This window comes from Pseudomonas sp. SAS7, assembly GCF_052112345.1.
In the GTDB taxonomy this organism is placed as follows: domain Bacteria; phylum Pseudomonadota; class Gammaproteobacteria; order Pseudomonadales; family Pseudomonadaceae; genus Aquipseudomonas; species Aquipseudomonas putida_Q.
This window is the reverse complement of record NZ_JBEGGO010000008.1, coordinates 74,072-97,766: the sequence shown is the minus strand read 5'-3', so window position 1 is coordinate 97,766 and position 23,695 is coordinate 74,072. Positions and strand designations below refer to the sequence as shown.

General features: G+C 62.7%; 18 protein-coding genes. 9 read left to right on the top strand and 9 right to left on the bottom strand.

All coding sequences use genetic code 11. From position 1 onward, the window contains the following. Positions 1 to 379 precede the first annotated feature (379 nt). From ABI582_RS14590 to ABI582_RS14570, 5 genes are all read left to right on the top strand, one after another. Entirely contained in the window at positions 380 to 1,090 is a 711-nt protein-coding gene (locus ABI582_RS14590) for an AraC family transcriptional regulator (RefSeq protein ID WP_338746576.1), read from the top strand. A gap of 103 nt (positions 1,091 to 1,193) precedes the next feature. Further along, on the top strand, positions 1,194 to 2,609 hold the full coding sequence (locus ABI582_RS14585; protein ID WP_442119524.1) for an efflux transporter outer membrane subunit: 1,416 nt from the start codon (positions 1,194 to 1,196) through the stop codon (positions 2,607 to 2,609). A gap of 206 nt (positions 2,610 to 2,815) precedes the next feature. Further along, a complete protein-coding gene (locus ABI582_RS14580) occupies positions 2,816 to 3,961 on the top strand; it encodes an HlyD family secretion protein (RefSeq protein ID WP_442119523.1) in 1,146 nt (381 codons plus the stop codon). Continuing rightward, positions 3,951 to 5,465 (top strand): DHA2 family efflux MFS transporter permease subunit, encoded by a 1,515-nt coding sequence (locus tag ABI582_RS14575; RefSeq protein ID WP_442119522.1) that lies wholly within the window; start codon positions 3,951 to 3,953, stop codon positions 5,463 to 5,465. The genes ABI582_RS14580 and ABI582_RS14575 overlap by 11 nt, the downstream gene beginning before the upstream one ends. Before the next feature lie 235 nt (positions 5,466 to 5,700). Beyond that, positions 5,701 to 6,438: a GntR family transcriptional regulator gene (locus tag ABI582_RS14570; protein ID WP_132846584.1), complete on the top strand. Its 738-nt coding sequence runs from the start codon at positions 5,701 to 5,703 to the stop codon at positions 6,436 to 6,438. A gap of 138 nt (positions 6,439 to 6,576) precedes the next feature. On the opposite strand, the gene ABI582_RS14565 is transcribed toward ABI582_RS14570, so the two are convergent. Then, the gene (locus ABI582_RS14565) at positions 6,577 to 9,660 is read right to left on the bottom strand and encodes a MexW/MexI family multidrug efflux RND transporter permease subunit (protein WP_442119521.1); all 3,084 of its coding nucleotides are present in this window, start codon (positions 9,658 to 9,660) and stop codon (positions 6,577 to 6,579) included. Next, on the bottom strand, positions 9,657 to 10,754 hold the full coding sequence (locus ABI582_RS14560; protein ID WP_442119520.1) for an efflux RND transporter periplasmic adaptor subunit: 1,098 nt from the start codon (positions 10,752 to 10,754) through the stop codon (positions 9,657 to 9,659). Before ABI582_RS14560 ends, ABI582_RS14565 begins: the two co-directional genes overlap by 4 nt. Positions 10,755 to 10,838: 84 nt before the next feature. On the opposite strand from ABI582_RS14560, the gene soxR reads away from it, so the two are divergent. Then, entirely contained in the window at positions 10,839 to 11,294 is a 456-nt protein-coding gene (gene soxR, locus ABI582_RS14555; protein WP_197899192.1) for a redox-sensitive transcriptional activator SoxR, read from the top strand. A gap of 238 nt (positions 11,295 to 11,532) precedes the next feature. After that, complete coding sequence (locus ABI582_RS14550) at positions 11,533 to 11,781, top strand: CsbD family protein (RefSeq protein WP_442119519.1); 249 nt, start codon at positions 11,533 to 11,535, stop codon at positions 11,779 to 11,781. 52 nt (positions 11,782 to 11,833) lie between these two features. On the opposite strand, the gene ABI582_RS14545 is transcribed toward ABI582_RS14550, so the two are convergent. From ABI582_RS14545 to ABI582_RS14530, 4 genes are all read right to left on the bottom strand, one after another. Continuing rightward, on the bottom strand, positions 11,834 to 13,087 hold the full coding sequence (locus ABI582_RS14545; RefSeq protein WP_442119518.1) for an OprD family porin: 1,254 nt from the start codon (positions 13,085 to 13,087) through the stop codon (positions 11,834 to 11,836). A gap of 44 nt (positions 13,088 to 13,131) precedes the next feature. Continuing rightward, on the bottom strand, positions 13,132 to 14,436 hold the full coding sequence (locus tag ABI582_RS14540; RefSeq protein ID WP_197899190.1) for a CitMHS family transporter: 1,305 nt from the start codon (positions 14,434 to 14,436) through the stop codon (positions 13,132 to 13,134). 123 nt (positions 14,437 to 14,559) lie between these two features. Continuing rightward, a complete protein-coding gene (locus ABI582_RS14535; protein ID WP_442119517.1) occupies positions 14,560 to 15,876 on the bottom strand; it encodes a dicarboxylate/amino acid:cation symporter in 1,317 nt (438 codons plus the stop codon). Between the two features lie 72 nt (positions 15,877 to 15,948). Beyond that, entirely contained in the window at positions 15,949 to 17,028 is a 1,080-nt protein-coding gene (locus ABI582_RS14530) for a 4-oxalomesaconate tautomerase (RefSeq protein WP_442119516.1), read from the bottom strand. 147 nt (positions 17,029 to 17,175) lie between these two features. Between ABI582_RS14530 and ABI582_RS14525 the strand changes: the two genes are divergently transcribed. Beyond that, on the top strand, positions 17,176 to 18,069 hold the full coding sequence (locus ABI582_RS14525; protein WP_016500822.1) for a LysR family transcriptional regulator: 894 nt from the start codon (positions 17,176 to 17,178) through the stop codon (positions 18,067 to 18,069). A 25-nt stretch (positions 18,070 to 18,094) separates the two neighbouring features. On the opposite strand, the gene ABI582_RS14520 is transcribed toward ABI582_RS14525, so the two are convergent. Then, complete coding sequence (locus ABI582_RS14520; RefSeq protein ID WP_019472891.1) at positions 18,095 to 18,391, bottom strand: DUF3144 domain-containing protein; 297 nt, start codon at positions 18,389 to 18,391, stop codon at positions 18,095 to 18,097. A gap of 385 nt (positions 18,392 to 18,776) precedes the next feature. Here ABI582_RS14520 and mtlD point away from each other — a divergent pair, with 385 nt between their 5' ends. After that, positions 18,777 to 20,921, top strand: coding sequence for a bifunctional mannitol-1-phosphate dehydrogenase/phosphatase (mtlD, locus tag ABI582_RS14515; protein WP_442119515.1), 2,145 nt, complete (start codon positions 18,777 to 18,779; stop codon positions 20,919 to 20,921). A 345-nt stretch (positions 20,922 to 21,266) separates the two neighbouring features. Here mtlD and ABI582_RS14510 read toward each other — a convergent pair whose 3' ends face one another. Both ABI582_RS14510 and ABI582_RS14505 read right to left on the bottom strand, forming a co-directional pair. Beyond that, positions 21,267 to 22,220, bottom strand: coding sequence for an IS110 family transposase (locus ABI582_RS14510; RefSeq protein ID WP_442119514.1), 954 nt, complete (start codon positions 22,218 to 22,220; stop codon positions 21,267 to 21,269). Between the two features lie 789 nt (positions 22,221 to 23,009). Further along, entirely contained in the window at positions 23,010 to 23,450 is a 441-nt protein-coding gene (locus ABI582_RS14505; RefSeq protein WP_353456906.1) for a GNAT family N-acetyltransferase, read from the bottom strand. Between the last annotated feature and the right edge of the window lie 245 nt (positions 23,451 to 23,695).

Below are 23,695 nucleotides of genomic sequence, written 5' to 3'. Positions count from 1 at the left end.
CTGCCAAGGGATCGGGTCAGGGCCACCAGGTGCTTGCCGCAACATGTGCAGCGCCTACAAGATCGAGCGCCGCCCGCGCGGCGCTTCGCGGGGCAAGCCCGCTCCCACATTTGTTTCGGGCCAATTATTCCTGTGACAGGTGCGCGCGACCGCCTTGTTTGTCCGACGCGGTATCGAGTCATGCGCCAAGGCGTTCGCGCGCAAACCGCACAGGCAGAACTGGCCCGAAACAAACGTAGGAGCGAACTTCGCTCGCGATGCGCCGCGCGGGCGGCGCTCGATCTCGCAGGCGACGAATAATTGCGCCGAACCGCAAACCTTCGCAATCAAGCATCAATAAACCGCCGTATAATCGGATCCAATACCGAGGATGCCCCGCATGCAAGCATTGGAAATGGACTACGGACACGGTGAAGAAGTGGCCAGCCACTGCCACGCCAAAGACCAGCTGATCTACGCCGCCAGTGGTGTGATGCGGGTCGCCAGCGAGGGCGGTAGCTGGGTGATCCCTGGCGGGCATGCGTTGTGGATGCCCGCCGGGGTCAGCCATGCCATCCGCATGGAGGGCGTGGTCTGCATGCGGACCTTGCTGCTGGAGGCGCGTATCGAGCGCTGCCAGGTCATCGTGGTATCCGGCCTACTGCACGAACTGATCCTGGCTGCATCACGCATGCTCGACCTGCGTGACGGCGAGCACGTGCGGGCACTGATCCAGCTTGAGTTGGCCACTGCCAGGCGCATCGATGCTTTTGTGCCGTTGCCGCACCAGGCGAGACTGCGCACCTGGTGCGAGCGCTTCCTGCAGGACCCGGCCCAGGACCTGACCCTGGAACAATGCGGCGCGCAACTGAACATGAGCGCCCGCAGCGTGGCACGGCTGTTCCAGCGCGAGGTGGGCATGTCGTATGGTGAATGGCGCGCCCGTGCCCGGGTGATGCTCAGCCAGCAGTGCCTGGCCGATGGCCAGCCGATCCTGAACGTGGCGCTGGAGCACGGCTACCAAAGCGCCAGCGCCTTTGCCGCCATGTTCAAGCGCATCCTCGGCTACGCGCCGAGCGATTGGCAAAACAGTACCGCGCGCGGGTACTGAGCCCCAGGTTGTCCCACTTGCGCGCAGGGTTGTCCCGCTTGCGGCAGCGGCGTGCGCCCCACCCTCGTTAACCTCGCATCACCACCCTTGAGCGACATGTGTGATGCCCTTAATGCACTCATTCCCCTTCCCTGCCCGGCTTGCCGCGCTTGGTATGCTCGGCGTACTGGCAGCGTGCACCCGGCAACCCGCACCTGCCGAGCCACCTGCAGCGCTGCTGGACAACCCGCTGGCGAATGTGCCGGCCGGTGTCAGCCGGCAACCATTGCCCGAACAATGGTGGGCACTGTTCCAGGACCCGCAACTCAACCACTGGGTACAGCAGGCCCTGACGCACAACCAGGACCTGGCCCAGGCCGAGGCCAACGTGCAGGCCATGCTGGCCGGCATCGGCGAGTTCGATGCCAGGCGCTGGCCGTCAACCTCGATGGGCTTTGCCGCCACCTATGGCAAGAGCGCCGATGACCAGACCCTGGCCGAGGCGACCGACAGCCACGCGCCATCGCAATGGCAATTCAACCCAAGTATCGAGTTGGCCTACCAGCTGGATATCTGGGGCCAGGTGCGCGCCGCCATCCAGCGCGCCCGGGCCCAGGCCGAAGCCAGCGCTGCGGCGCTGGACCTGGTGCGCTTGCAAGTGGTCGCCCAGACCAGCCGCGCCTACATCGACCAGTGCGTCTACGCGGCGCGCCTGGATGAGGCTAAGCAGTCCCTGCAAACACTCGACCATAGCGTGCAACTGAGCGAACGCCAGCGCCTGGCCGGTGTAGCTACCGCCCTCGACAGCGAGCGCCTGCTGGGCTTGCGGGAACATGTGCGGGCGCAGCTGCCGATGCTCGCAGCCCGGCGGCAGATGGCGCTTTACGAACTTGGCATGCTCAGTGGCCAGGCCTCGCTAGCCGACACCGCGACTTGCACAACCATCCCCACGCTGTCGGCGCCGCTACCGGCCGGCGATGGCTGGCATTTGCTCGAACGCCGGCCGGATGTGCGCCAGGCCGAACGGGAACTGCAGGCTGCCAGCCTGGAAATCGACATCGTCCGGGCCGACCTGTATCCGAAGGTCAGTTTTGGCGCTTCGCTGACCTCCTCGGACCATCACCTGGCCAACCTGGGCGACAGCCGCGCGGTGATGTTCGGCATTGGCCCGCTGATCCGCTGGGAGTTTCCGAATGTGAAGGCCAACCGCGCAAGGGTCGGCAAAGCCGAGGCGTTGCAACAGGCGCAGGTTGCCCGTTACCACGGCGTGGCGCTGAGCGCGCTGAAAGACGTGCGCCAGGCGCTGGCCCGCTACGACGGCGAACAGCAACGCTTGCAGGCACTGGATGCAGCCCTGGCGCACAGCCAGCGCGGCTATGCCCTGGCCCAGGGCAACTACCGCGCCGGCACCGTAGAAGGGCTGGCGTTGCTGGACAGCGAGCGAGAACTGATCCGCCTGCGGGCCAGCCACGTAGAAGCCCGAGGGCGCCTGGCGCAGGCGCAGGTCAACCTGTTCCGCGCCCTTGGCGGGCGGTGGTAGCCGATAACCCATTGCCACGGGCTGCGCCGACCTTTGTAGGAGCGGCCTTGTGTCGCGAAAGGGCCGCGCAGCGGCCCCGGCAATTTGTGCACTGCCGCTGAAATCCTGGGGCCGCTGCGCAGCCCTTTCGCGACACAAGGCCGCTCCTACAACTGATCGCGTCAGCTTGTCGGGCAGTAGTCGTACTTCAAGAACGGAAACCGAACATGAATGTCGCCGTAGAACAAACCGCCCCAGCCGAAACTGAACAGCGGGCCAAAGCCAGATCCCGTCGCCGCCTGGCCTACACCGCCAGCGGCAGCCTGGCAGCAATCGCCCTGCTGGCCTTCACCAGCTACTGGCTCACCACCGGCCGCTATCTGGAGACCACCGACGACGCCTACGTCCGCGCCGACTGGGTGGCCCTGAGCCCACGCGTGGCCGGTTACGTGGCCGAGGTCGCAGTGGCTGACGACCAGCCAGTGAAGGTCGGCGATGTACTGGTACGCCTGCAAAACCGCGACTACCGCGCCCGCCTTGACCAGGCCCGGGCAGGTGTGGCCGAGGCGCAGGCGACACTGGTGGCCGCCCAGGCTCGCCAGCAGGTGGCCAGCGAGCGTATCAACCAGCAACAACAAGCCATCCTGCAGGCTGAAGCTGCCATGCGCAGCGCCACTGCCGAACAGCGGCGCAGTGCCTTGGACATGCAACGCTACCGTGGCCTTGTGCGAGACGACGCCGCGACCGTGCAGCGCCTGGAAACCGCCAGCGCCCACGCCACCCAGGCGCAAGCCGCGCTGCAAGGTGCCCAGGCCGCGCTGCGCCAACAACGGTCACAGCTGGCCATGGCCAAGGCCCGGTCAGCCCAGGCTGACGCCGAACTGCAACAGCGCGCGGCAGCGTTGACCCGCGCGCAGGCCCGCCAACAGTTGGCCGAGCAGGACGAACAGGACACCGTGATCCGCGCACCGATCACGGGCGTGGTCGGCCAACGCCGCGTACGCGCCGGCCAGTACGTGGTGCCGGGCCAGCCGCTGCTGGCGGTGGTGCCGCTGCAGCAGGCCTATGTGGTGGCCAATTTCAAGGAAACCCAGTTGGCCAACATGCGCCCGGGGCAGCCGGTAGAAATCCGCGTCGACAGCTTCGCCAGCCAGCCACTGCGCGGCCATGTGGCCAGCTTTTCGCCAGCGTCCGGCAATGTCTTCGCATTGCTGCCGTCGGACAATGCCACCGGCAACTTCACCAAGATTGTCCAGCGCTTCCCGGTGCGTATTCTGCTGGACACACCGCTGGATGGCCCGCAGGTACTGCCCGGCATGTCGGTGGTAAGCACGGTCGACACCCGCCCCGCAGAGGTGGCCGATGCGCACTGAACAAAGCGTTTCGCTGCGCGCCTGGGTAGCGGTGCTCGGCGGCCTGCTCGGCTGCTTCATGGCCGGCATGAACGTGCATGTCACCAGCGCCGCGCTGCCAGAAATCCGCGGCTCGCTGGGCGCCAGCTTCGAGGAAGGCTCATGGATTTCCACCGCCTATCTGGTGGCGGAAATCGTGATGATTCCACTGACGGCCTGGCTGGTGGACGTGTTCTCGCTGCGCCGGGTGATGTGGACCGGCTCGCTCATCTTCCTGATCGCTTCGGTGGCCTGTTCCTGGGCGCCCAACCTGGAGGCGATGATTGCCATCCGGGTGATCCAGGGTGCTGCGGGCGCGGTGCTGATTCCTCTGTCGTTCCAGCTGATCATCACCGAGCTGCCGGCCAGCAAGATGGCCATGGGCATGGCGCTGTTCAGCCTTGCCAACAGCGTGGCGCAGGCAGCCGGGCCGTCGATTGGCGGCTGGCTGACCGATGCCTATTCGTGGCGTTGGATCTTTTATTTGCAACTGTTCCCCGGCATAGCGCTGCTGTGCGCCATCGCCTGGTCGATCGAGGCCAGGCCGATGAAACTTGAGCTGCTGCGCAAAGGTGACTGGCTGGGGATCGCCGCCATGGTGATCGGCCTGGGTGGCTTGCAGATCGTGCTGGAAGAAGGCGGCCGGCTGGACTGGTTCGGCTCGCCTTTCATCGTTGCCATGAGCGTGGTCGCAACCATTGCCCTGGTGGTGTTCGTGGTGACCCAGCTGTTCGGCCAGCGCGCGTTCATCAACCTGCGCTTGCTCGGGCGCTACAACTTCGGCGTCGCCAGCGTGGCGATGTTCATCTTTGGCGCCGCCACGTTCGGCCTGGTATTCCTGGTGCCCAACTACCTGTCGCAACTGCAGGGTTTCAGCGCGCACGATGTCGGCGTGGCGCTGATCGCCTATGGCGTGGTGCAGCTGCTGCTGGCGCCGTTGATGCCCCGACTGATGGGCTGGACCAGCGCCAAGTTCATGGTCGCCAGCGGCTTTCTGATCATGGCCCTGGGCTGCTGGCTGGGGGCGAGCCTGAGCGCCGACAGTGCCGACAACGTGATCATCCCGTCCACGGTGGTGCGCGGTATTGGCCAGCCATTCATCATGGTGGCGTTGTCGGTGCTGGCGGTGGCCGGGCTGGACAAGCGTGAAGCCGGCTCGGCCTCGGCGGTGTTCTCCATGCTGCGCAACCTGGGGGGAGCCATCGGCACGGCCGGGCTGACGCAACTGGTGGCCACCCGTGAGCGCTTTCACAGTGAGCGTATTCACGAGCAGGTGACAGTGTTCGAGCCTGGCGTGCAAGAGCGCATCAACCAGACGGTGCAGAGCTGGTTGCCGCACCAGCAGCAGCTGCTGGAGGGGTTGGCGGCCACCATTCGGCGGGAGGCTTACCTGATGGCTTACAGTGATGCGTTCTACCTTGCGTGCCTGGCGTTGGTCGGGTGTGCAATAGCGGCATTGCTGTTACGGTCAAAACACCAACTGTGATGCCGACACATCTCCCTGTAGGAGCAGCCTTGTGCTGCGAAGAGGCCATTACTGCCAAAGAAATGTGTTGGCCATGCCGGCCTCTTCGCAGCGCAAGGCTGCTCCTACAGGGGCATGCGCTTAGAGTGCCGCACCCGGCGCGAGGCCCAGCACCGCACGCATTTCGGCGGTGCCGGACATGTCCCTGCCGCTGTTACACTGCCAACCGATGAAATTTGCGAGACAGACCAAAGGTATGAACCCGACGCGCTACACCACCGTGGCAAAGGACTTGATGGAAGGCATCGCCAACGGCCGCTACCCGGTGGGCAGCCTGCTGCCGACCGAGTTCGAGCTGTGCGACCTTTACGATGTGAGCCGGCACACGGTGCGCGCCGCAATCAACCAGCTGCTCAACCAGGGGCTGGTGTCACGGCGCAAGCGCGTGGGCACCCGGGTGGAGGCCAGCAGCCCGCGCGGCGGCTATTCGCAGTCGCTGGCCAGCGTGGCCGACCTGGCCCACCTGGCCGAAACCCAGCAGCGGGAAATCCAGGACGTGCGCCACTTCGTCGCCGACCTGAGCGAGGCGGCGCGGCTGGGGCTGGTACCGGGGGAGCACTACTTTTGCGTGTCGAGCATTCGCGTCGACCGCCTGCACAATGCCGCGCCGCTGTGCTGGACCGACGTGTATGCGCAGCGCGACTATGCCGAGGTCATCGAACGGGCCCGCGAGCACCCCGACCAGCTGATTGCCGGGTTGATCGAGCAGCACTATGGCCGGGCGATCGCGGTGGTCGACCAGCAGGTGCGGGCAGTGCTGCTGACGGCAGAGATGGCCAAAGCGCTGAAGGCCGAGGCGGGTTCACCGGGGTTGAAGATCATCCGCCATTACCGCGAGGAAAACGGTGATTTGATGGCGGTTTCCGAAACCGTGCACCCGGATGACCGCTTCACCCTGGTGACCCAGATGCGCCGGGATCGCTCCCCCACCTGATCCATCCCAAAGGCGCGCGCAAATCCCTGTAGGAGCGGCCTTGTGCCGCGAACGGGCCGCAAAGCGGCCCCAGATTACTGCATCGCCACTGATATTGCTGGGGCCGCTCTGCGGCCCTTTCGCGGCACAAGGCCGCTCCTACAGCGCCCCCAATTGCCTTTCGGCCTCCAGCAACTGCTGCCCCCGCACCGTGGTCACCCGGTGGTCGCGCGCCAGCCAGGCATAGATGGTCGGTAGTACGAACAAGGTAAACAAGGTCCCCACCAGCATTCCGCACACGATCACCACCCCCAGCCCGAAGCGGCTGTTGGCCCCGGCGCCGCTGGCGAACAGCAGCGGCAGCACGCCGAAGGTCATCGCCGCGGTGGTCATCAGCACCGGTCGCAAACGTATCTGCGCAGCGCGGACAATAGCGGCAGCACGGTCGAGGTTGTCGCGCACCTGGATCTCGTTGGCGAACTCCACCATCAGGATGCCGTGCTTGCTGATCAACCCGATCAGCGTCACCAGGCCAATCTGCGTGTAGATGTTCAACGTGGCCCAGCCCAGCGCCAGCGGCAGCAGTGCACCGCAGATCGACAGTGGCACGGTTACCAGAATGATCAGCGGGTCGACCAGGCTTTCGTACTGTGCAGCCAGCACCAGGTAGATCACCACCAGGGCAGCAAGAAACGCCCACATCAACGCAAAACCCTCCTGCACATACTGGCGCGATTCCGATTGCCAGTCGTGGCTGAAGCCCGGCGGCAATTCGGCGCTGAGCTGTTCGAGAAAGGCCACGGCGTTGCCCATCGACACACCCGGCGCCGGGATTGCCTGCAAGGTACTGGCGTTCTGCTGATCGAACTGCAACAGGCGGTTGGGCGCCACTTCGAGATCCAGGTGCACCACTGTAGCCAGCGGCACCAGGCTGCCATCTTCGGCGCGCACGTATTGACGATTCAGCGCCGCAGGGCTCAGGCGCTGGTCCTGGATACTCTGCGGGATCACGTCGTAGGAACGCCCGAACAGGGCAAAGCGGTTGAGGTACTGCTCGCCCACCAGCACACCCAGCGACTCGCCAATGGCCTGCATGCTGATGCCCAGGCTAGCCGCCTTGGCCCGGTCGACGCGCACCTTGACCACCGGGTTGTTGTAGTCGAGGTCGCTGTCCACCACGGCAAACAGGCCGCTGTCGCGGGCGCGTTGCTTGAGTACTTCCATGGTCTGGTACAGCTCGGGGTAATCCTGGGCGCTGCGCAGCACCATCTGCACCGGCAGGCCGCCACTGGAGCCCGGCAGTGAAGCGACCTGGAAGGCGAAGATGCTGCTGCCTTCGATATCCGCCACGGCCAGCTGCAACTGCGCCTGCACCTGTGCGGCGGAACGCTCGCGCGCCTGCCAGGCGCTGAGGTTGATACCGCCGAAACTGGCGGCCGGGCCGTCGGTGCCGTTGATGATCCAGGTGTCGGTGGTTTCGGCGATGGACTTCATCACCTGGTCAAGCTTCAGCGCAAAGCGCTCCGCATATTCGAGGCTGGCATGCTGCGGCGACTTGATGGCAGTCAGCACCGCTGCCTGGTCCTCGGGGGGTGCCAGTTCGCGTTGGGGCAGCAGGTAAAGCCAGGGCAGGCTCAAACACACCAGCAGCGCCACACTCGCGCTGATCCAACGATGCGCCAGGGAGTAGGCCAGCACTCGTCCATAGGCCCCGGTCAACGCAGCAAACAACCGATCAGCCATATTGGCCATCGCGCCATGCTGCTGCCCGGGTTGCAACAGCAACGAGCTCATCACCGGCGACAAGGTCAGCGCCACGATGCCGGACACGATCACCGCGCCCGCCAAGGTCAGGGCAAATTCACGGAACAGCGTACCGGTCAGCCCGCCCATCAGCCCGATTGGTGCATACACCGCTGCCAGGGTCAGGGTCATGGCGATCACCGGCCCGGCAATTTCCCGTGCCCCGGCCAATGCCGCAGCGACCGGCGACCTGCCCTCTTCGATATGCCGGTGCACGTTCTCCACCACCACGATGGCATCGTCCACCACCAGGCCGATGGCCAGCACCATCGCCAGCAAGGTCAGCAGGTTGAGGCTGAAGCCGAACAGCAGCATCAAGCCTGCGGCACCGAGCATCGACAGCGGAATGGCGACTACCGCGATCAGTACGCTGCGCAGCGAGCCCAGGCACAGCCAGATCACCAGCACCACGATCAGCATCGCCTCCACCAGGGTGCGCAGCACCTCATGGATCGAAGCATCGATGAAGCGCGCAGTCTCATAGGCCAGCGCCACCTTGACCCCGGGCGGCAGGGTCTGCTGGATTTGCGGCAGCAGCTGGCGAATGCCCTCGACGATCACCAGCGGGTTACCGGTCGGCGTGGGGAACAGCCCCAGGTGCACGGCTGGCTTGCCGTCCATGGTAGCGCTGGTCTGGGTGGCCGCCGCACTCAGCTCGACGGTGCCGATATCGCGCAGGCGCACCAGGTCGGTGCCATCGTTGCGGATGATCAGCTCACGGAAGTCCTCGACCCGGGTCAGGTCGGTGTCCACCTGGATATCGGCCAGCACGTACTGCCCGCGGACCTGGCCCGGGGTCGCCTGGTAGTTGTTGGCCCGCACCGCCTGCGCCACGTCCGCTGCCGTCACCCCGCGCCCGGCCATCTGTTCGCTGTCCAGCCACAGGCGCATGGCTAGGCGCTGCCCGCCGAACGACTGCACCTTGGCCACGCCGTCGATGCCAGAGAACTGCGGTTCCACCACCCGCGACAGGTAATCGCTCAGCTCCGGTATCGACAGGCTATCGCTGGCAAAGCCCACGTAGGCCACGGCAGTGGAGTCGCCAGCCGACAGCTCCACCACTGGGTCGTAGGCCTTTTCCGGCAGGCGATAGCGCACCTGGTTGACCTTGGCCATGGTCTCGGCCAGCGCCTGGGTCGAATCGCGGTTGAGCACCATGCGCAAGGTGATCAGGCTGCGCCCCTGCTGCGACGACGAGGACAGGTAGTCGATGCCCTCCACCGACGACACGGCCTGGGTGATCGGCTGGGTCACAAAGCCCTGCATCAGCTCGGCCGAGGCGCCGGGGTACTCGGTGCTGATGGTAATGGTCGAGCTTGCCAGCAACGGGTACTGACGGATCGGCAACTTGCCCATGGCAAACAGCCCCATCAGGATGATCAGGCTGCTGACCACCAGCGCCAGCACCGGGCGGCGCACGAAGAGGTCGGTAAACTTCATGGCTGCCGCCCTCCGAGGTCGGCCTGCAAGCTGTCCTGCGCCACCGGCTCGACCGACATGCCATCGCTCAGCTTCAATTGGCCAGACACCACCACCCGGTCACCGGGCGCCAGGCCGGAGGTAACCTCCACCCGCCCCTGCCAGCGCTCACCAGTGGTAACCCGCACTCTGCTGACCTGGGTACCATGCGCCGGGTCCTGAGTCGCAACGAATACTGTCTGGCCATAGGCGGCGTAGGTGATCGCGGTTTCCGGCACAGCCAATACAGTCGACGGCTGCACAGCATCCAGGCGCACGCCAGCGTACATGCCCGGCTGCAATTGCCCGCCCGGGTTCGGCAAGGCTGCCTGCACCTGCACCAGACGCGCCTTGCTCACCACCGGGTCGACCGCCACCACCCGGGCCTGAAAGCCTTGCCCGCGCACTGCGTCCACCGTCAGCGCCAGCACTTGCCCGACATGCACTTCGGGGGCGGCCTGCTCGCCCAACGCGAAATTCACATGCAACTGGCTGATGTCGGCCAGGTTGACGATGGCCTCGCCGGCGCCCAGGTACTGGCCCTGATGCACCCGGCGGATACCCAGCTTGCCGGCGAACGGTGCGCGAATGGCTTTCTGCGCAATCAGCGCCTCGACATGCTGCAGCTCACCACGGGCCACGTCCACGGCAGTGGCGGCGTTGTCCAGCAGCTCTTGCGACACGGCATTCATTGCCCGCAGCTTGCGGCTGCGCTGCAGCACCACTTCGGCGTTACGCAGCCTGGCCCGCAACTGCACCCGCTGGGCCTGCTCCGGCGCGTCGTTGAGCTGCACCAGCAACTGCCCGGCAGTGACCGCCTGCCCCGACTCGAAGGCGATGCGGGTAATGCGCCCCGCCGTCTCGGCCGCCACCTGTACCTGGTTGACCGCTTCCAGCTCCCCTGAAGCAAAGTTCTGCCGCGCCAGCTGTACCTGCTCGGCCGTGGCCAGCGCCACCTTGGTCGCCGGCCACGCCGCCGCAGCGGGCGGCGCCGACCCGCTACCCACCAATGCATAGGCAGCAGCCAGCACACCGGCAACAGCGCCGGCCCAGGCCAGTAACGTCCGTTTGTTCATGCACAGCTCCGATCACAGGGAAAGCGGTTGCGGGGAAGATCGGGCAGGACTATAAGAGCTCAACTTAACTTGAGGTCAACAGGCATGGCAGCAGACAACACGCGGATGCTCACCGTGGGTGAAGTGGCCAGACGCAGCGGCGTGGCGGTGTCTGCGCTGCACTTCTACGAAACCAAGGGGCTGATTGCCAGCGTCCGTACGGCAGGCAACCAGCGGCGCTATCCCTCGCTGGTGCTGCGTACGCTGGCGATCATCAAGGTGGCGCAGCGCACGGGTATTCCACTGGAGGAAATCAAGCAGGCGTTCAGCCGCTATGCGCCCAACAGCAAGCTTACGGCGGCGCAATGGGGCGAGATGTCCACCGCCTGGCGCGAAGACCTGAACGCCCGCATCCGCACGCTGGAGGCGCTGCGCGACAGCCTGGACAACTGCATTGGTTGCGGTTGCCTGTCACTGGAAGACTGCCCGCTGCGCAACCCCGAGGATGTACTGGGCAAGGAAGGTACCGGGGCGCGGATCCTCGAGAAGAAAGCCCGTTAGCCTCGCCTGTAGGAGCGGCCTTGTGTCGCGATCGGGCTGCGAAGCAGCCCCTGCAATGTGTGCATCATGGCTGAAACCCTGGGGCCGCTTCGCAGCCCGATCGCGACACAAGGCCGCTCCTACAAGGCGCCGCGTGATCTGCAGGTGACAAGCAGACGCTTGGAACCATTGCGGCCCTTCACCGCCCTAACCCTGTGCTGTTAACCCAAAGCCGATCACAGGAAGGAACTAAGCCATCATGAAACGTGAACAGATCGAAGGTGTAGCAGAGAACCTTGCAGGCAAGGCGCAGAGCGCTGTAGGCCGACTGGTCGAGGATCCTGCGCTGGAAGCCGAAGGCGATGGGCGTCAGGCCGCAGGCCAGCTGACCAAGTCCTATGGAGATGCCCTGAACACGGTGTCTTCGTTCGTCAAGGAAAAACCGGTTGCCGCACTGGCCATCACCGCCGCCCTCACACTGGTGGTCTCTCGCCTGCTGCGCCGCTGAACAGGGCTGCGCAAGCAGGGCCAGGGCCGGGTACGCTACCCGGCCCGCGCCATCACCAGATGGCAATATCGTAGGTGAGGTACAGGCGGTTGCTGTCGCGCCCGCGGGCAAAGTCCGAACGGTAGACATAGTTGCGCAGCTTCACACCCAGCCCCTTAAGCGGCCCGCCCTGCACCACGTAGGCAATCTCTGCGTCACGCTCCCACTCCTTGATGCCCTCGGCACCCGAGCGGCCATTGTCGCCACTCAGGTATCGCGCCATGAAGGTCAGGCCCGGCACGCCTGCTGCCGCAAAGTTGTAGGCGTAGCTTGCCATCCAGGTCTTTTCTTCTTCCTCGATGAACTTGCCGATGCCGACGTTGCTGAACGAATACACCGTCGCGCCGCTGATGTAGGGCAGCCCTGCCTCGCCATCGAGCACCTGGTAGCCGGCACCGAGGGTATGGCCCGAATGGGCATAGGCCACCTGCCCGCTGATCATGTCGTTGTCGATGGCGCCGCCGTGGGCGGCACCGCTGTCACGGCTCTTGAAATAGCGCAGGTCAGTGCTCAACACGCCACCGGCCAGCGGCAGCTCATGTTGCAGGCCGGCAAAGTCCTGGCGGTAGAAGTGCTCGAGCTGGCCATGAAAGTAGATCAGGCGCAGTTGTTTGCTGAGGGCAAAATCGGCGCCAGCGAAGTTGAAATCACCCGACTTGCCGCCCGCATAGCCATCCAGGTACAGCCCGGTGCTATCTGATGAATCACGCTGCTTGAAGCGGTCCAGGTGCCCCGCCGTCAGGGTCAGCCCGTCGATATCCGCGCTGGTCAACTGCGTGCCCTGGTACGTCTGCGGCAACAGCCGTGCATCGTTGTAGACCAGCACGGGTGTCTTTGGCAGCAAGGTACCGTGCCTGATCACCGTCTTGCCAATACGCCCTTTGGCTGTCACCCCGGCACTGGCGAATTCGTCCGCAGCGCGGCCGTCGTCATGCACCGGCAGCAGCCCGGTACCGCTGCGCCCGCGCCCGGAGTCCAGCCGTATGCCGACCAGGCCCAGTGCGTCGAGCCCGACCCCGAGCGTGCCGTCGGTAAAGCCCGACTGGTAGTCGAGCAGAAAACCCTGGGCCCACTCCACCCGCTCGCTTTTTGCACTGGCGGCAGCACGCGCACTCATGCCCTGCTCGTCACGGAAATTCTCGTTGAAGTAGACGTTGCGCAGTTGCAGCTTGAGCTTGCTGTCATCGACGAAACCGGCGGCGCCGGCAACAGGCAGGCAGCCGCAAAGCAGGCCACAAGTGGCCCCACGGAACATGGCTCGGGACATGATCGGTACTCTATTGTTGTTATTTGAAAGCGTGCAGGCAGGGCTCAGACGAAGAAGGACAAAGCCCCTGTGAGCAAGGCCAGCGCGGTGATCACCAGCGACGTGAGCACGGCCCACTTGAAGGTGGCCTTCTGGAAGTCACCGATGTCACGGTCGACCATGCCCACCAGCAGTAACGTCGAAGCCACCAGCGGGCTCATCAGGTGCACCGGCTGGCCGAGGACCGAGGCGCGGGCAATTTCCAGCGGGTCGATGCCGTAAGCCGCGGCGGCGTTGGCCAGGATCGGCACCACGCCGAAGTAGTAGGCGTCGTTGGACAACACAAAGGTCAGCGGCATGCTGGTCAGCGCCACCACCAGCGGGAACCAGTGGCTCCATTCTTCGGGAATCCAGTCCACCAGGGTTTGCGCCAGGGCGTCGACCATCTTGGTGCCCGAGAAGATCCCGGCAAAGATACCCGCGGCGAACACCAGCAGCACCACGGTCATGGCGTTACCCGAATGCGCCAGAATGCGCTCCTTCTGCAGGTCCAGCTGCGGGTAGTTGATCATCAGCGCGGCGACGAAGCCGATCATGAACAGGATGGCGGCATGCATCAGCCCCATCACCAGCGCGGTCATGACGGCGATTACCAGCAACAGGTTTACATAGGCCAGCCGCGGGCGTTTGCACGGGTTGTCGCCGAGGATTTCCTTGATGTAACAGTTGCCACCGCCGGCCTGCAGGGCGATGTTGCCGATACGGCGGCGTTCGGTGCGCCCCAGCAGGAAGGCCGTGAACACCACCCAGGCCGCACCGCCGATCATGGTCGGCAGCATCGGGATGAAGTACTCGCTGGCGTCCAGCCCAAGCGCGGCGATGGCCCGCGTGGCTGGCCCGCCCCAGGGGCTCAAGCCGCTCATGATGCTCAGCGACAGCATCGACACCGTGGCCAGGATCATCGGGTTCATGCCGATACGTTTGTAGAGTGGCAGCATGGCGGCACAGGTGATCATGTAGGTGGTCGTGCCGTCACCGTCCAGCGCCACCAGAAGCGACAGCAGTGCAGTGCCGATGGCGATCTTGACCGGGTCGCCGTTCACCCGCTTGAGGATCTTGCGGATCAGTGGATCGAACAGGCCGGCATCGATCATCAGGCCGAAGAACAGGATGGCAAACAGCAGCAAGGCTGCCGATGGCGCGACCATCTTCAGGCCGTCGAGCATCATCTTGCCCAGTTCGGGGGCAAAGCCGCCGATGACGGCGAAGACGATCGGGACAACGGTCAGCGCAACGATAGGCGACAGGCGCTTGCTCATGATCAGGTAGGTGAACGTCACCACCATGATCAGGCCCAGGAGTGCGAGCATGGTCTTTCTCTCTTGTTTTTATTGTGCGTGGCCGCCCGCCGGGCAGGCAGCCTCCAACCCCACTCGGCATCGCTGCGACGCTGAGTGGAATTTTAAATCAATGTTCAGTAGTGCGAACGGGGTTCAGCCGTGGCGGCTTGGCTCGGCGGGCCAGGCGGCCGGTTCGGGTGCAGCACAGTCTGGCTGTACCGGTTGCTCACCATTGAGTGCGCGCAACAGGGTCTCCCGCTCACAGGCATTCTCGGACAGCGAGATCACCACGGTGGCCACCGCATTGCTGGCAAGGCTGGTCAGCGCCCGGGCTTCGGACATGAAACGGTCAATACCGATCAGCAGCGCCAGGCCAGCCAGCGGAATATCGTGGATCACGGTCAGGGTCGAGGCCAGGGCAACGAAACCACTGCCTGTCACCCCGGCGGCGCCCTTGGACGACAGCAACATGATCGCCAGCATGGTCAGCGTCTGCCCCAGAGTGATGTCGATGTTGCAGGCCTGGGCGATGAAGATGGCCGCCAGCGACAGGTAGATGGCTGTGCCGTCAAGGTTGAACGAGTACCCGGTTGGCAACACCAGCCCTACTACACCCTTCTTGCAGCCCAGCTTCTCGAGCTTTTCCAGCATGCGCGGCAGCACGGGCTCGGTGGACGAAGTACCCAGCACCACCAGGAATTCCTCGCGGAAATAGCGCAGCAGTTTCCACAGGCTGAAACCATGGGCCCGGCAGATGCCACCCAGTACGACCAGTACGAAGAACGCACAGGCGATGTACAGCGTACCTACCAGCTTGGCCAGGGCACCGAGCGAGGTGATGCCGTACTGCCCGACGGTAAAGGCCAGCGCACCAAAGGCACCCACCGGCGCAAAGCGCATCAGGTAACCAAAAATGCGGAACACCATGGTCGAGGCAGATTCCAGCACATCCAGCACTGGCTTGCCCTTGTCCCCCATGGACGACAGGGCAAAGCCGCTGAGTACGGCGATGAACAGCACCGGCAATACTTCGCCCTTGTTGAAGGCGCCGATGAACGTATCGGGAATGATGTGCATGAAGAAATCGACCACGCCCAGCTTGGCGGCCGAGGCGGTGTACTGGCTGAGGCCTTCGGTGCTGAGGGTTGCGGGGTCGATGTTCATGCCCACACCGGGTTTGAACAGGTAGACCGCCGCCAGGCCAATCGCCAGGCTCACCACCGTCAGGCCCAGGAACAGCAGCAACGTCTTGCTCATCAGGCGCCCCAGCGAGCGCTTGTCGGTCATCCCGGCAATGCCGGTGACGATGGTGCAGAACACCACCGGGGCGATCATCATCTTGATCAGCTTGATGAAGGCATCACCCAAGGGCTTGAGCGCAACGGCCTGTTGCGCCCAGAAGTGGCCGACCACTACGCCCAGCAGGACGGCGCAGAGGATCTGGAAGTACAGCGATTTGGCGAGTTTCATGGGGCATCACCATTGTTGAAATTGTGCGGATGCGCTTGTTACAAATGTGCGGCTCTGGATCGACGCCTGGTGCTACCCGGCCAACCTGCGGAATGTAGGGGCGTAGACGAACCCTGAGAAGAGCCGCCGGGCGGTTCGTACTACCGAGGCCTGGATGGTCTGGCCATCGGCACCGCTGCGCGTCAGGGCGATATCAATGCCGCCACTGGGGTGCTCGAGGCGGACCTCGGTCAGCTGCTGCGCGCCTTCGCCCAGCAGGTCGACAATCACCGTGCCGGGGCTGACGCAGGCAGTCGCCAGCCCCACTGCGCCAGTGATCGCCAGGGCGCGATGGCAGTTGTGCGGCATGAAATAGCGAACCTGCAGCGTGCCGTCATAGCGAGGCTTGGACACCAGCACTGGCTTGGGGATGACCATGCCACTGACATCGCCCAGGCCCATGGCCTTGCCGGCCTTCAAGCGCAATGCTTCAAGGCGTTCGAGCAGTTCGCTGTTGGCGTCCAGCTGGGCCGCGGTTTCCGAGCCGGTGACACCCAGCTGGCTGGCCTCCACCACCATCATCGGCATGGCCATATCGATGCAGGTCACCGGGATACCATCGATCAGATCCTTGGCCTGGCCGGTGGGAAACAGCTTGCCAGTCTTGCTGCCGACTGCGTCCAGGAAAGTGAGGTGCACCGGGGCGGCAGTCCCGGGCACGCCGTCGATTGCGGTACGGCCTTCGTAGCGCACGATACCGCCTGGGGTTTCTACCAGCGAATTGACGAAGGTACCGGTGTTCAGGTTGCGAATACGGACAAGGGTCTTCCCTTCCTTGCCTTTGACCAACCCCTGTTCAATGGCGAACGGGCCAACGGCACACAGCATGTTGCCGCAGTTGGGGGCAGTATCGACCCGTCGCTGTGCAACCATCACCTGCACAAACAGGTAGTCGACGTCGGCGTCGGCGTGCAAAGAAGGGCTGATGATCGCCACCTTGCTGGTCTGCGGGCTGCCGCCACCGATCCCGTCGATTTCCAGCTCATGGCCAGAGCCCATCAGGTTGATCAGCAACTCGTCGCGCTCGACCACATTGGCAGGCAGATCCCAGGCGTGGAAGAACGGCCCTTTCGAGGTACCACCGCGCATGAGGACGCAAGGAATTCGTTGCATGATTTTGCACCCTTGTTGATCAATGGACATCATTGATGCTGTGAGCAAAAGAGTGACAGGGATGGATAAATCAATCCAATGCAAATATCGTAGCCATTATTGCGATTCAAACATTAATCAGGCGCAGCGCCAGTAGCAGGGTTTGTTATGGAATATGAGCTGCAAGATATCCGATCTTTCGTGAAAATCGCCGAACTCGGTAGTTTCCACGAGGCCGCTGAGGCGCTTCACCTTTCCCAGCCGGCCCTGAGTCGGCGGATCAAGAAGCTGGAGGAAGGCCTGGGCACCTCGCTGCTGGAACGCACCACACGCCGGGTCAGCCTGACCAGCGTGGGCCGCGACTTCCTGCCCAAGGCCAGGCGCCTGCTGGATGATTTCGAAGACTCCATCCTCAGCATCCGCGAGCTGGCCGAGCGCCAGACCGGGCAAGTTACCCTCGCCTGCATTCCCACCGCAGCGTTCTACTTCCTGCCGTCGGTGATCCGCGATTACAACGAGCAGTACCCTAAAATCCGCATTCGCCTGCTGGACCTTAGTGCCAACGACGGGCTCGAAGCCGTGTTGCGCGGCGAGGCCGACTTCGGCATCAACATGATGAGCGGCCAGCACCCGGACATCGAGTTTGTCACGCTGGTGCAAGAGCACTTTGTACTGGCCTGCAGGCGCGACCACCCACTGGCGAACCGGGCCTCTGTTACCTGGACAGAGCTGGCGGATTACCGCCTGATCGGCGTCGGCCGCCTGAGTGGCAACCGCATGCTGCTGGACCATGCGTTGTCCGGGCTCAACCTGCGGCCCAAATGGTTCTACGAAGTGCAACACCTGTCGACGTCGCTGGGCATGGTCGAGGCCGGGCTGGGCGTGTCGGCCATGCCCAGCCTGGCCATGCCCAACGCTGATCACCCGACACTGGTCAGCGTGCCGTTGATCGAGCCGCAAGTCACACGCACCCTGGGGCTGGTGTACCGGCGCGGCGCGTCGTTGTCGCCTGCGGCGGAGAAGTTCGTTTCGATCCTTTTGCAGCAGTGGCCCAACCGTTGAGTCACCGCTGCGCAGGCAGGCGAGGTCAGGCGTCCTTGCCCAGTACCAGGCGGTCAAAATGCTCGATGTGCTCATCCAGGTTGTCCTCGAGCATCATCCGGTACTGCTCGCAGAAGTACTTCAAAATTTCCTCCCGGGCTGCCGCCAGTTCCGCGCTGCTCTTGAAGCTGCGGGCGCTCATCCAGGCGCTGAAACGCGTGGCGCCGAAGGTCAGCGAGGCACTTACCTTGCCCAGGTCTTCGAATTTTTCAATCTGCTGGTTGGCCAGGTCGATGTGCGCATCGGCGCGGTCATAAAAGGCCTGATCGGTAGCTTGGGTCATTGCGGTTCACCTTGTAACGGAAGCCCAAGCCTTGCATGGCGGCGCGCATACGTGCAAGGCTGAAAAAGGATCACCCACGACGAAAAGGAAGCAAAGCACCTTATGCTTGGAATCACACGTATCCATCGCTATTTGCGCCCACTGCCTGCAAAATCGACTGCAGCCAGTGGGCGTGACCTCAAGGCCAAACCAGCCGCCCGCCTCGCCTCAAAGGTTGCAAACCTGCTCTGCACTCCCCGCTCCGCCCCGCCTTACTTCTGCGTTACCCCTGAGCGCCCCCCTGTCGACCGTGTGCCTCCGACCTGACTGCCATCGCTGCAGCTCACACACCGTATTCGCCTGTTACAGGCGGGATGTCTGACGCAACAACAAGGGGCAACACCAAATGCTTTTCTTTCAAGGTAAACAGATTCTCAGCGCCATCTTCGATATGGATGGCACCCTCTTCGACACCGAACGCTTGCGCTTCAAGACTCTGAAGCAAGCCTCGCTGGAAATCTTCGGCAAAGCGCTGAGCGAGGACACATTGATCGGCTCGCTGGGCCTGAGCGCGACCAAGGCAGAAGCCCTGGCCAAGGCGCATAACGGTGAAGACTTCCCGTACGCCGAGATCCGCAAGCGCGCGGACGAACTTGAGCTGGAGTACGTGCGCAATCACGGCGTACCCATCAAGGCCGGCTTGCTGGAAGTGCTGGAGCGCCTGCGCAAGTCGGGCTTGACCATGGCAGTGGCCACCTCCAGCCGCCGTGCCATTGCCGAGGAATACCTGATCAATGCCAATGTGCTGAAGTACTTCGACATCACTGTCTGTGGCGATGAAGTCAGCCAGGGCAAACCCCACCCCGAGATTTTCCTGAAAGCCGCCCGCGCGCTCAATTGCGAGCCGGGCCAATGCTTCATGGTCGAGGATTCGGAGAACGGCATGCTCTCGGCCATCCGTGCCGAAGGCCAGGCGATTCTGATCGAAGACATCAAGCCGCCCGCTGCCGATATCAAGGCAGGCGCGCTCAAAGCCTACCTCAGCATGCATGAGTTTCTCGCCGACCTTAGCGAGTGCGTACCTGACCTGGGCATGCCAGCATTGAGCGAGCCGTTCCCGGCTTCGTTGAACCAGTTCAGCGTAGGCATTCATGGCTTCGGCGCCATCGGCGGTGGTTACCTGACACAGGTGTTTTCCCATTGGGATGGCTACACCCGGCCCCGTGAAATCATCGCCGCCACCCGCTCGCGTATGCTGCGCGAAAGCGTCAATGCGTTCGGCCGCTACAGCGTGCGCTACGGGGCCACTTCGTTCGACCAGACCATCGACAATGTGCGCATGATCGACATGGACGATGACGACGCAGTCATCGGCATGTACACCACTGCCGAAATTATCGGCCTGAGCCTGCCCGAGCAGGCCATCCGCAACCAGGCGAAGGTGATTGCCAAGGGGCTGCTGCAACGTTTCGAACGACGTGGCCGAGAGCTGACGTTGCTGATCGTGCTGAACAAGGTGGGCGGGGCCGCGTTCGTGCGCCGCCATGTGCAGGCAGAGCTGGCATTGCTGTGCCCGCCGGCAATTGGCGAGCAAGTGCTGGAAAAGACCCATTTCGCCGAAACAGTCGTCAGCCGCATCGTCTCCAAGCTCAGCAACGACGCACTGGTGCGGCAACTGCGCATCAAGTCGCAGATGTTCCAGAACAGCCTGGAAGACGAGCCGGCAGTCTCCACCAAGGCATCAGCGCCTGTGCCTGAGTACGAACGACTGATCGGGCGCTTCAGGCCCTTTGCCCAGCCCAGCAGCGCGATGAGCCAGCTGCACCTGATCCTGTTCAACAGCGAACCCGACATGCCGCTGTATGTAGAGCACGGCAGCGAGCTACTCGAACGCCTGCGCCAGGTGAAGACGGTGCCTGACATCACCCAGATCCAGGTCATCAAGAACCGGCTGTGGAACGGCCCACATGCCATCGTTGCCTGGTACGCGAGCCTGCTGGGCCATGACTCGGTGGGCCAGGGTATGGGCGATGCACGTGTCAGCGAACTGGCCGAACGCCTGATTCGCCAGGAAGTCGGGCCCGCACTAGTGGCGGAGTACCCGCAGATGGCCGAAGTGGTCAGCCGGTTTGCCGACACCTTCCTGGAGCGGTGTGCAACCTCGTTTAAAGACCCTTGTGCCCGGGTGGGGCGCGACCCGTTGCGCAAGCTTCAGCGCAACGAACGCATCTTCAGCAGCATCGACCTTGCACGCAAGCATGGTATTGAAACCCCGTCGCTGGCGTTTGGCGCGGCACTGGCCATTCACCATGCCCTGCACTGCAAAGACGACAAGGCGCTGGAAGCACAGGCCATCAGGCGGGTTTACAGGGAAAACGACGCCAGTGTCGAGGCCGTGCTTACTCATGAAGTTGATTGCAACGGCAAGCGTTTTCCGGGGCTGGACCCGATCAGGGACACGCAGCTGATCACTGCCATTTCTGATGCTTTCCGGCAGTACCCGCCAAGGGATGTGGCAAGCAGGCTGGGCGGCCTTTGCATAGGCGCATGAGGTACTGCATTAGCCTGAAGCCAGCACGGTGAATGGCACCGGCTCCGCCGGTGTTCGCGGCTAAAGCCGCTCCCACAGTGATCGCGCCAGCTTTCAAATGCTGGGCAAGAAAGTTGCCCCCACAGGTACTGCATATGCCTGAAGCCTGCGCAATTACCTGTGGGAGCGGGCGTGCCCGCGAAGAATCCAACACAGTGAATGGCACCGGCTGCGCCGGTGTTCGCGGGGCAAGCCCGCTCCCACAATGATCGCGCTAGCTTTTAGATGCTGTGCAAGACAGTTGTCCCCACAGGTACTGCATATGCCTGAAGCCTGCGCGATTACCTGTGGGAGATTCTATGGTTTTCAGCAAGTCGCTTTCCCACCCTTGGTGACATATTCGTCCTGATTCTTCATCAGGGCGAATGCCACTCGCGCAGGCTTTCTGGCCAGGATTACCAACGCCTGGGTTGTTGCTTTACCCGCATTGCGATGTTGTTCGTAGATCCCTTTCCAAGTGGCCGTCCGGCTGGCTGACATCGCCGCGTTATGCAGCAGGCGACGGATTTCTGAGCAGCCTCGCTTGGTAAGGCGGCGACGTCCATTCTTCTGCCCAGAATCAATCACTCGTAGATCCATTCCCAGGAATGCAATGTACGAATCACTGCTCTTGAACTCGCCTCGCATAAAGGCCATTACCAAGGCAGTGGCAGTGAGAAAACCAATACCCTCTACCGCTTGGCAGCGAGCAACTTGCTCGTGCAGCCCTGCTTCGCGCAGCACCTCTTTGATTTTCTTTTGGATCAACAAATCCAGCCGGTCTATCGATTTTACAAAGGTTGTGAAGGCGGCTTTCAAAAGTGCTTCATTAGCCCAGCTCTGAGTCATCGCCGTGCGGGCAGTCACCAAGGCCGCTCGGCGTCGCAGAAGGCTCTGAAGCTTGCCGTAGACGGCGGGAGGGGGAGTCCAAGGGCGGAGGTCTTCCCCCTCGTTTCTCAAAAAGCGGGACAACAACCGAGCATCAGTGGGGTCCGTTTTTACCCGCACACCCACGCTTTTGCGGTAGTTGCTCAGTTGGAATCCATCAATGACATAGACCTCGAAACCCAGGCTATGGGCCAGCTCAACCAAGTCCAGGTGGTAAACATTGGTCGCCTCAACAGCAATTGCCGTGTTGAGAGGCTGTTGCTTCAGCCATTTCTTGATTTCCGGCTTGGTATTTTTCACCTTGATGATCTCATCGCGATCATCGTGATGAATCACTAACTCTGCTTTCGCGACATCCGCACCCACGATCAATTTGCCAACCTGCATTGCCACGGGAGCCTCCTCACGTTATGGTTTTTTGGCTTGAAGGGGTTTCACCAAGAGGCGCTGGCTTGCTTCTATCGTCGTTTGCAAACGATGCATTCTTTATCGGCGCTTTGGTGGAAGGGGTGGGGCGATGTCTCCCACGGTCTGTACTGCTGTGAACAGTCAGAATCGGGCATTTAGTCCCACCACCCCTTCAAGTCTAACCATACAAGCGGGTTTACCCGCGAAGAATCCAACACGGTGAATGGCACCGGCTACGCCGGTGTTCGCGGGGCAAGCCCGCTCCCACAATGATCGCGCTAGCTTTTAGATGTTGTGCAAGCAGTTGCCCCTACAGGTACTGCATAAGCCTGAAGCCTGCGCAGCCCCTGTGGGAGCGGGTTTACCCGCGAAGAATCCAGCGCGGAGGATGGCACCGGCTGCGCCGGTGTTCGCGGGGCAAGCCCGCTCCCACAATGATTGCGCTAGCTTTCAGGTGTTGTGCAAGAAAGTTGCCCCCACAGGTACTGCATATGCCTGAAGCCTGCGCGACTACCTGTGGGAGCGGGCATGCCCGCGAAGAATCCAACACGGTGAATGGCACCGGCTTTGCCGGTGTTCGCGGGCAAGCCCGCTCCCACAATGATCGCGCTAGCTTTCAGGTGTTGTGCAAGACAGTTGCCCCTACAGGTACTGCATAAGCCTGAAGCCTGCGCGATTACCTGTGGGAGCGGGTTTACCCGCGAAGAATCCAACACGGTGAATGGCACCGGCTCCGCCGGTGTTCGCGTTAGCGTTTAGGTGTGCTCGCAGGCATCAGGACCTGATCTTCACAAAAACAAGCTCTGGGTCACCTTCATCCAGGTTTTCAACCTGGCCACTGCCAATAAAACCGCACTTCTGAAGCAGCGCCTGCATCGGCAGGTTCGACGCGTTGGTCGAGGTGAACAGCTTGGCCCCCAGGGCCCGGGATTCCAGCCCAAGAAGAATGGCTGCGCCTACGCCACGGCGCCGTGCCGAATCCAGCACCACGATGAGCGGGATGAAATCCTGCCCGAAAAATGAGGTGTCCAGTACGCCATAGCCCAACAGCAGCGCAGGATCGTCAGCATCCGTTGCCACCCAGCACTGGCCGCAAGCTACCGCGTGGGCAATGCATTCCCGCCGGTGCTCTTCGCGCTGCGCGATGACATCAAGATCAAAGAGCGCATTGAGATCGGCTCGCCGGGCGAGCCGCATGTGTGATTCCAGAGCCATTTCTTCCTCGTATCAATAGCAACTCAGTGGGTTTGTTACCAGAACGTACCACGCATGCCTGTAACCTCGGCAGCCGTGCAGGAGCGGCCATGTGTCGCAAAAGGGATGCAAAACAGTCAGTTCGTCGGGTGATTACCTACAATCAGGCATCTCGAAATTATGCTTTAGAAGTTAAGTTTCGCCACAAAGAAACATCTGCTTGCACTCCAGAAAATATAATTCCGATAACTTGTAAGAAGTTTCTG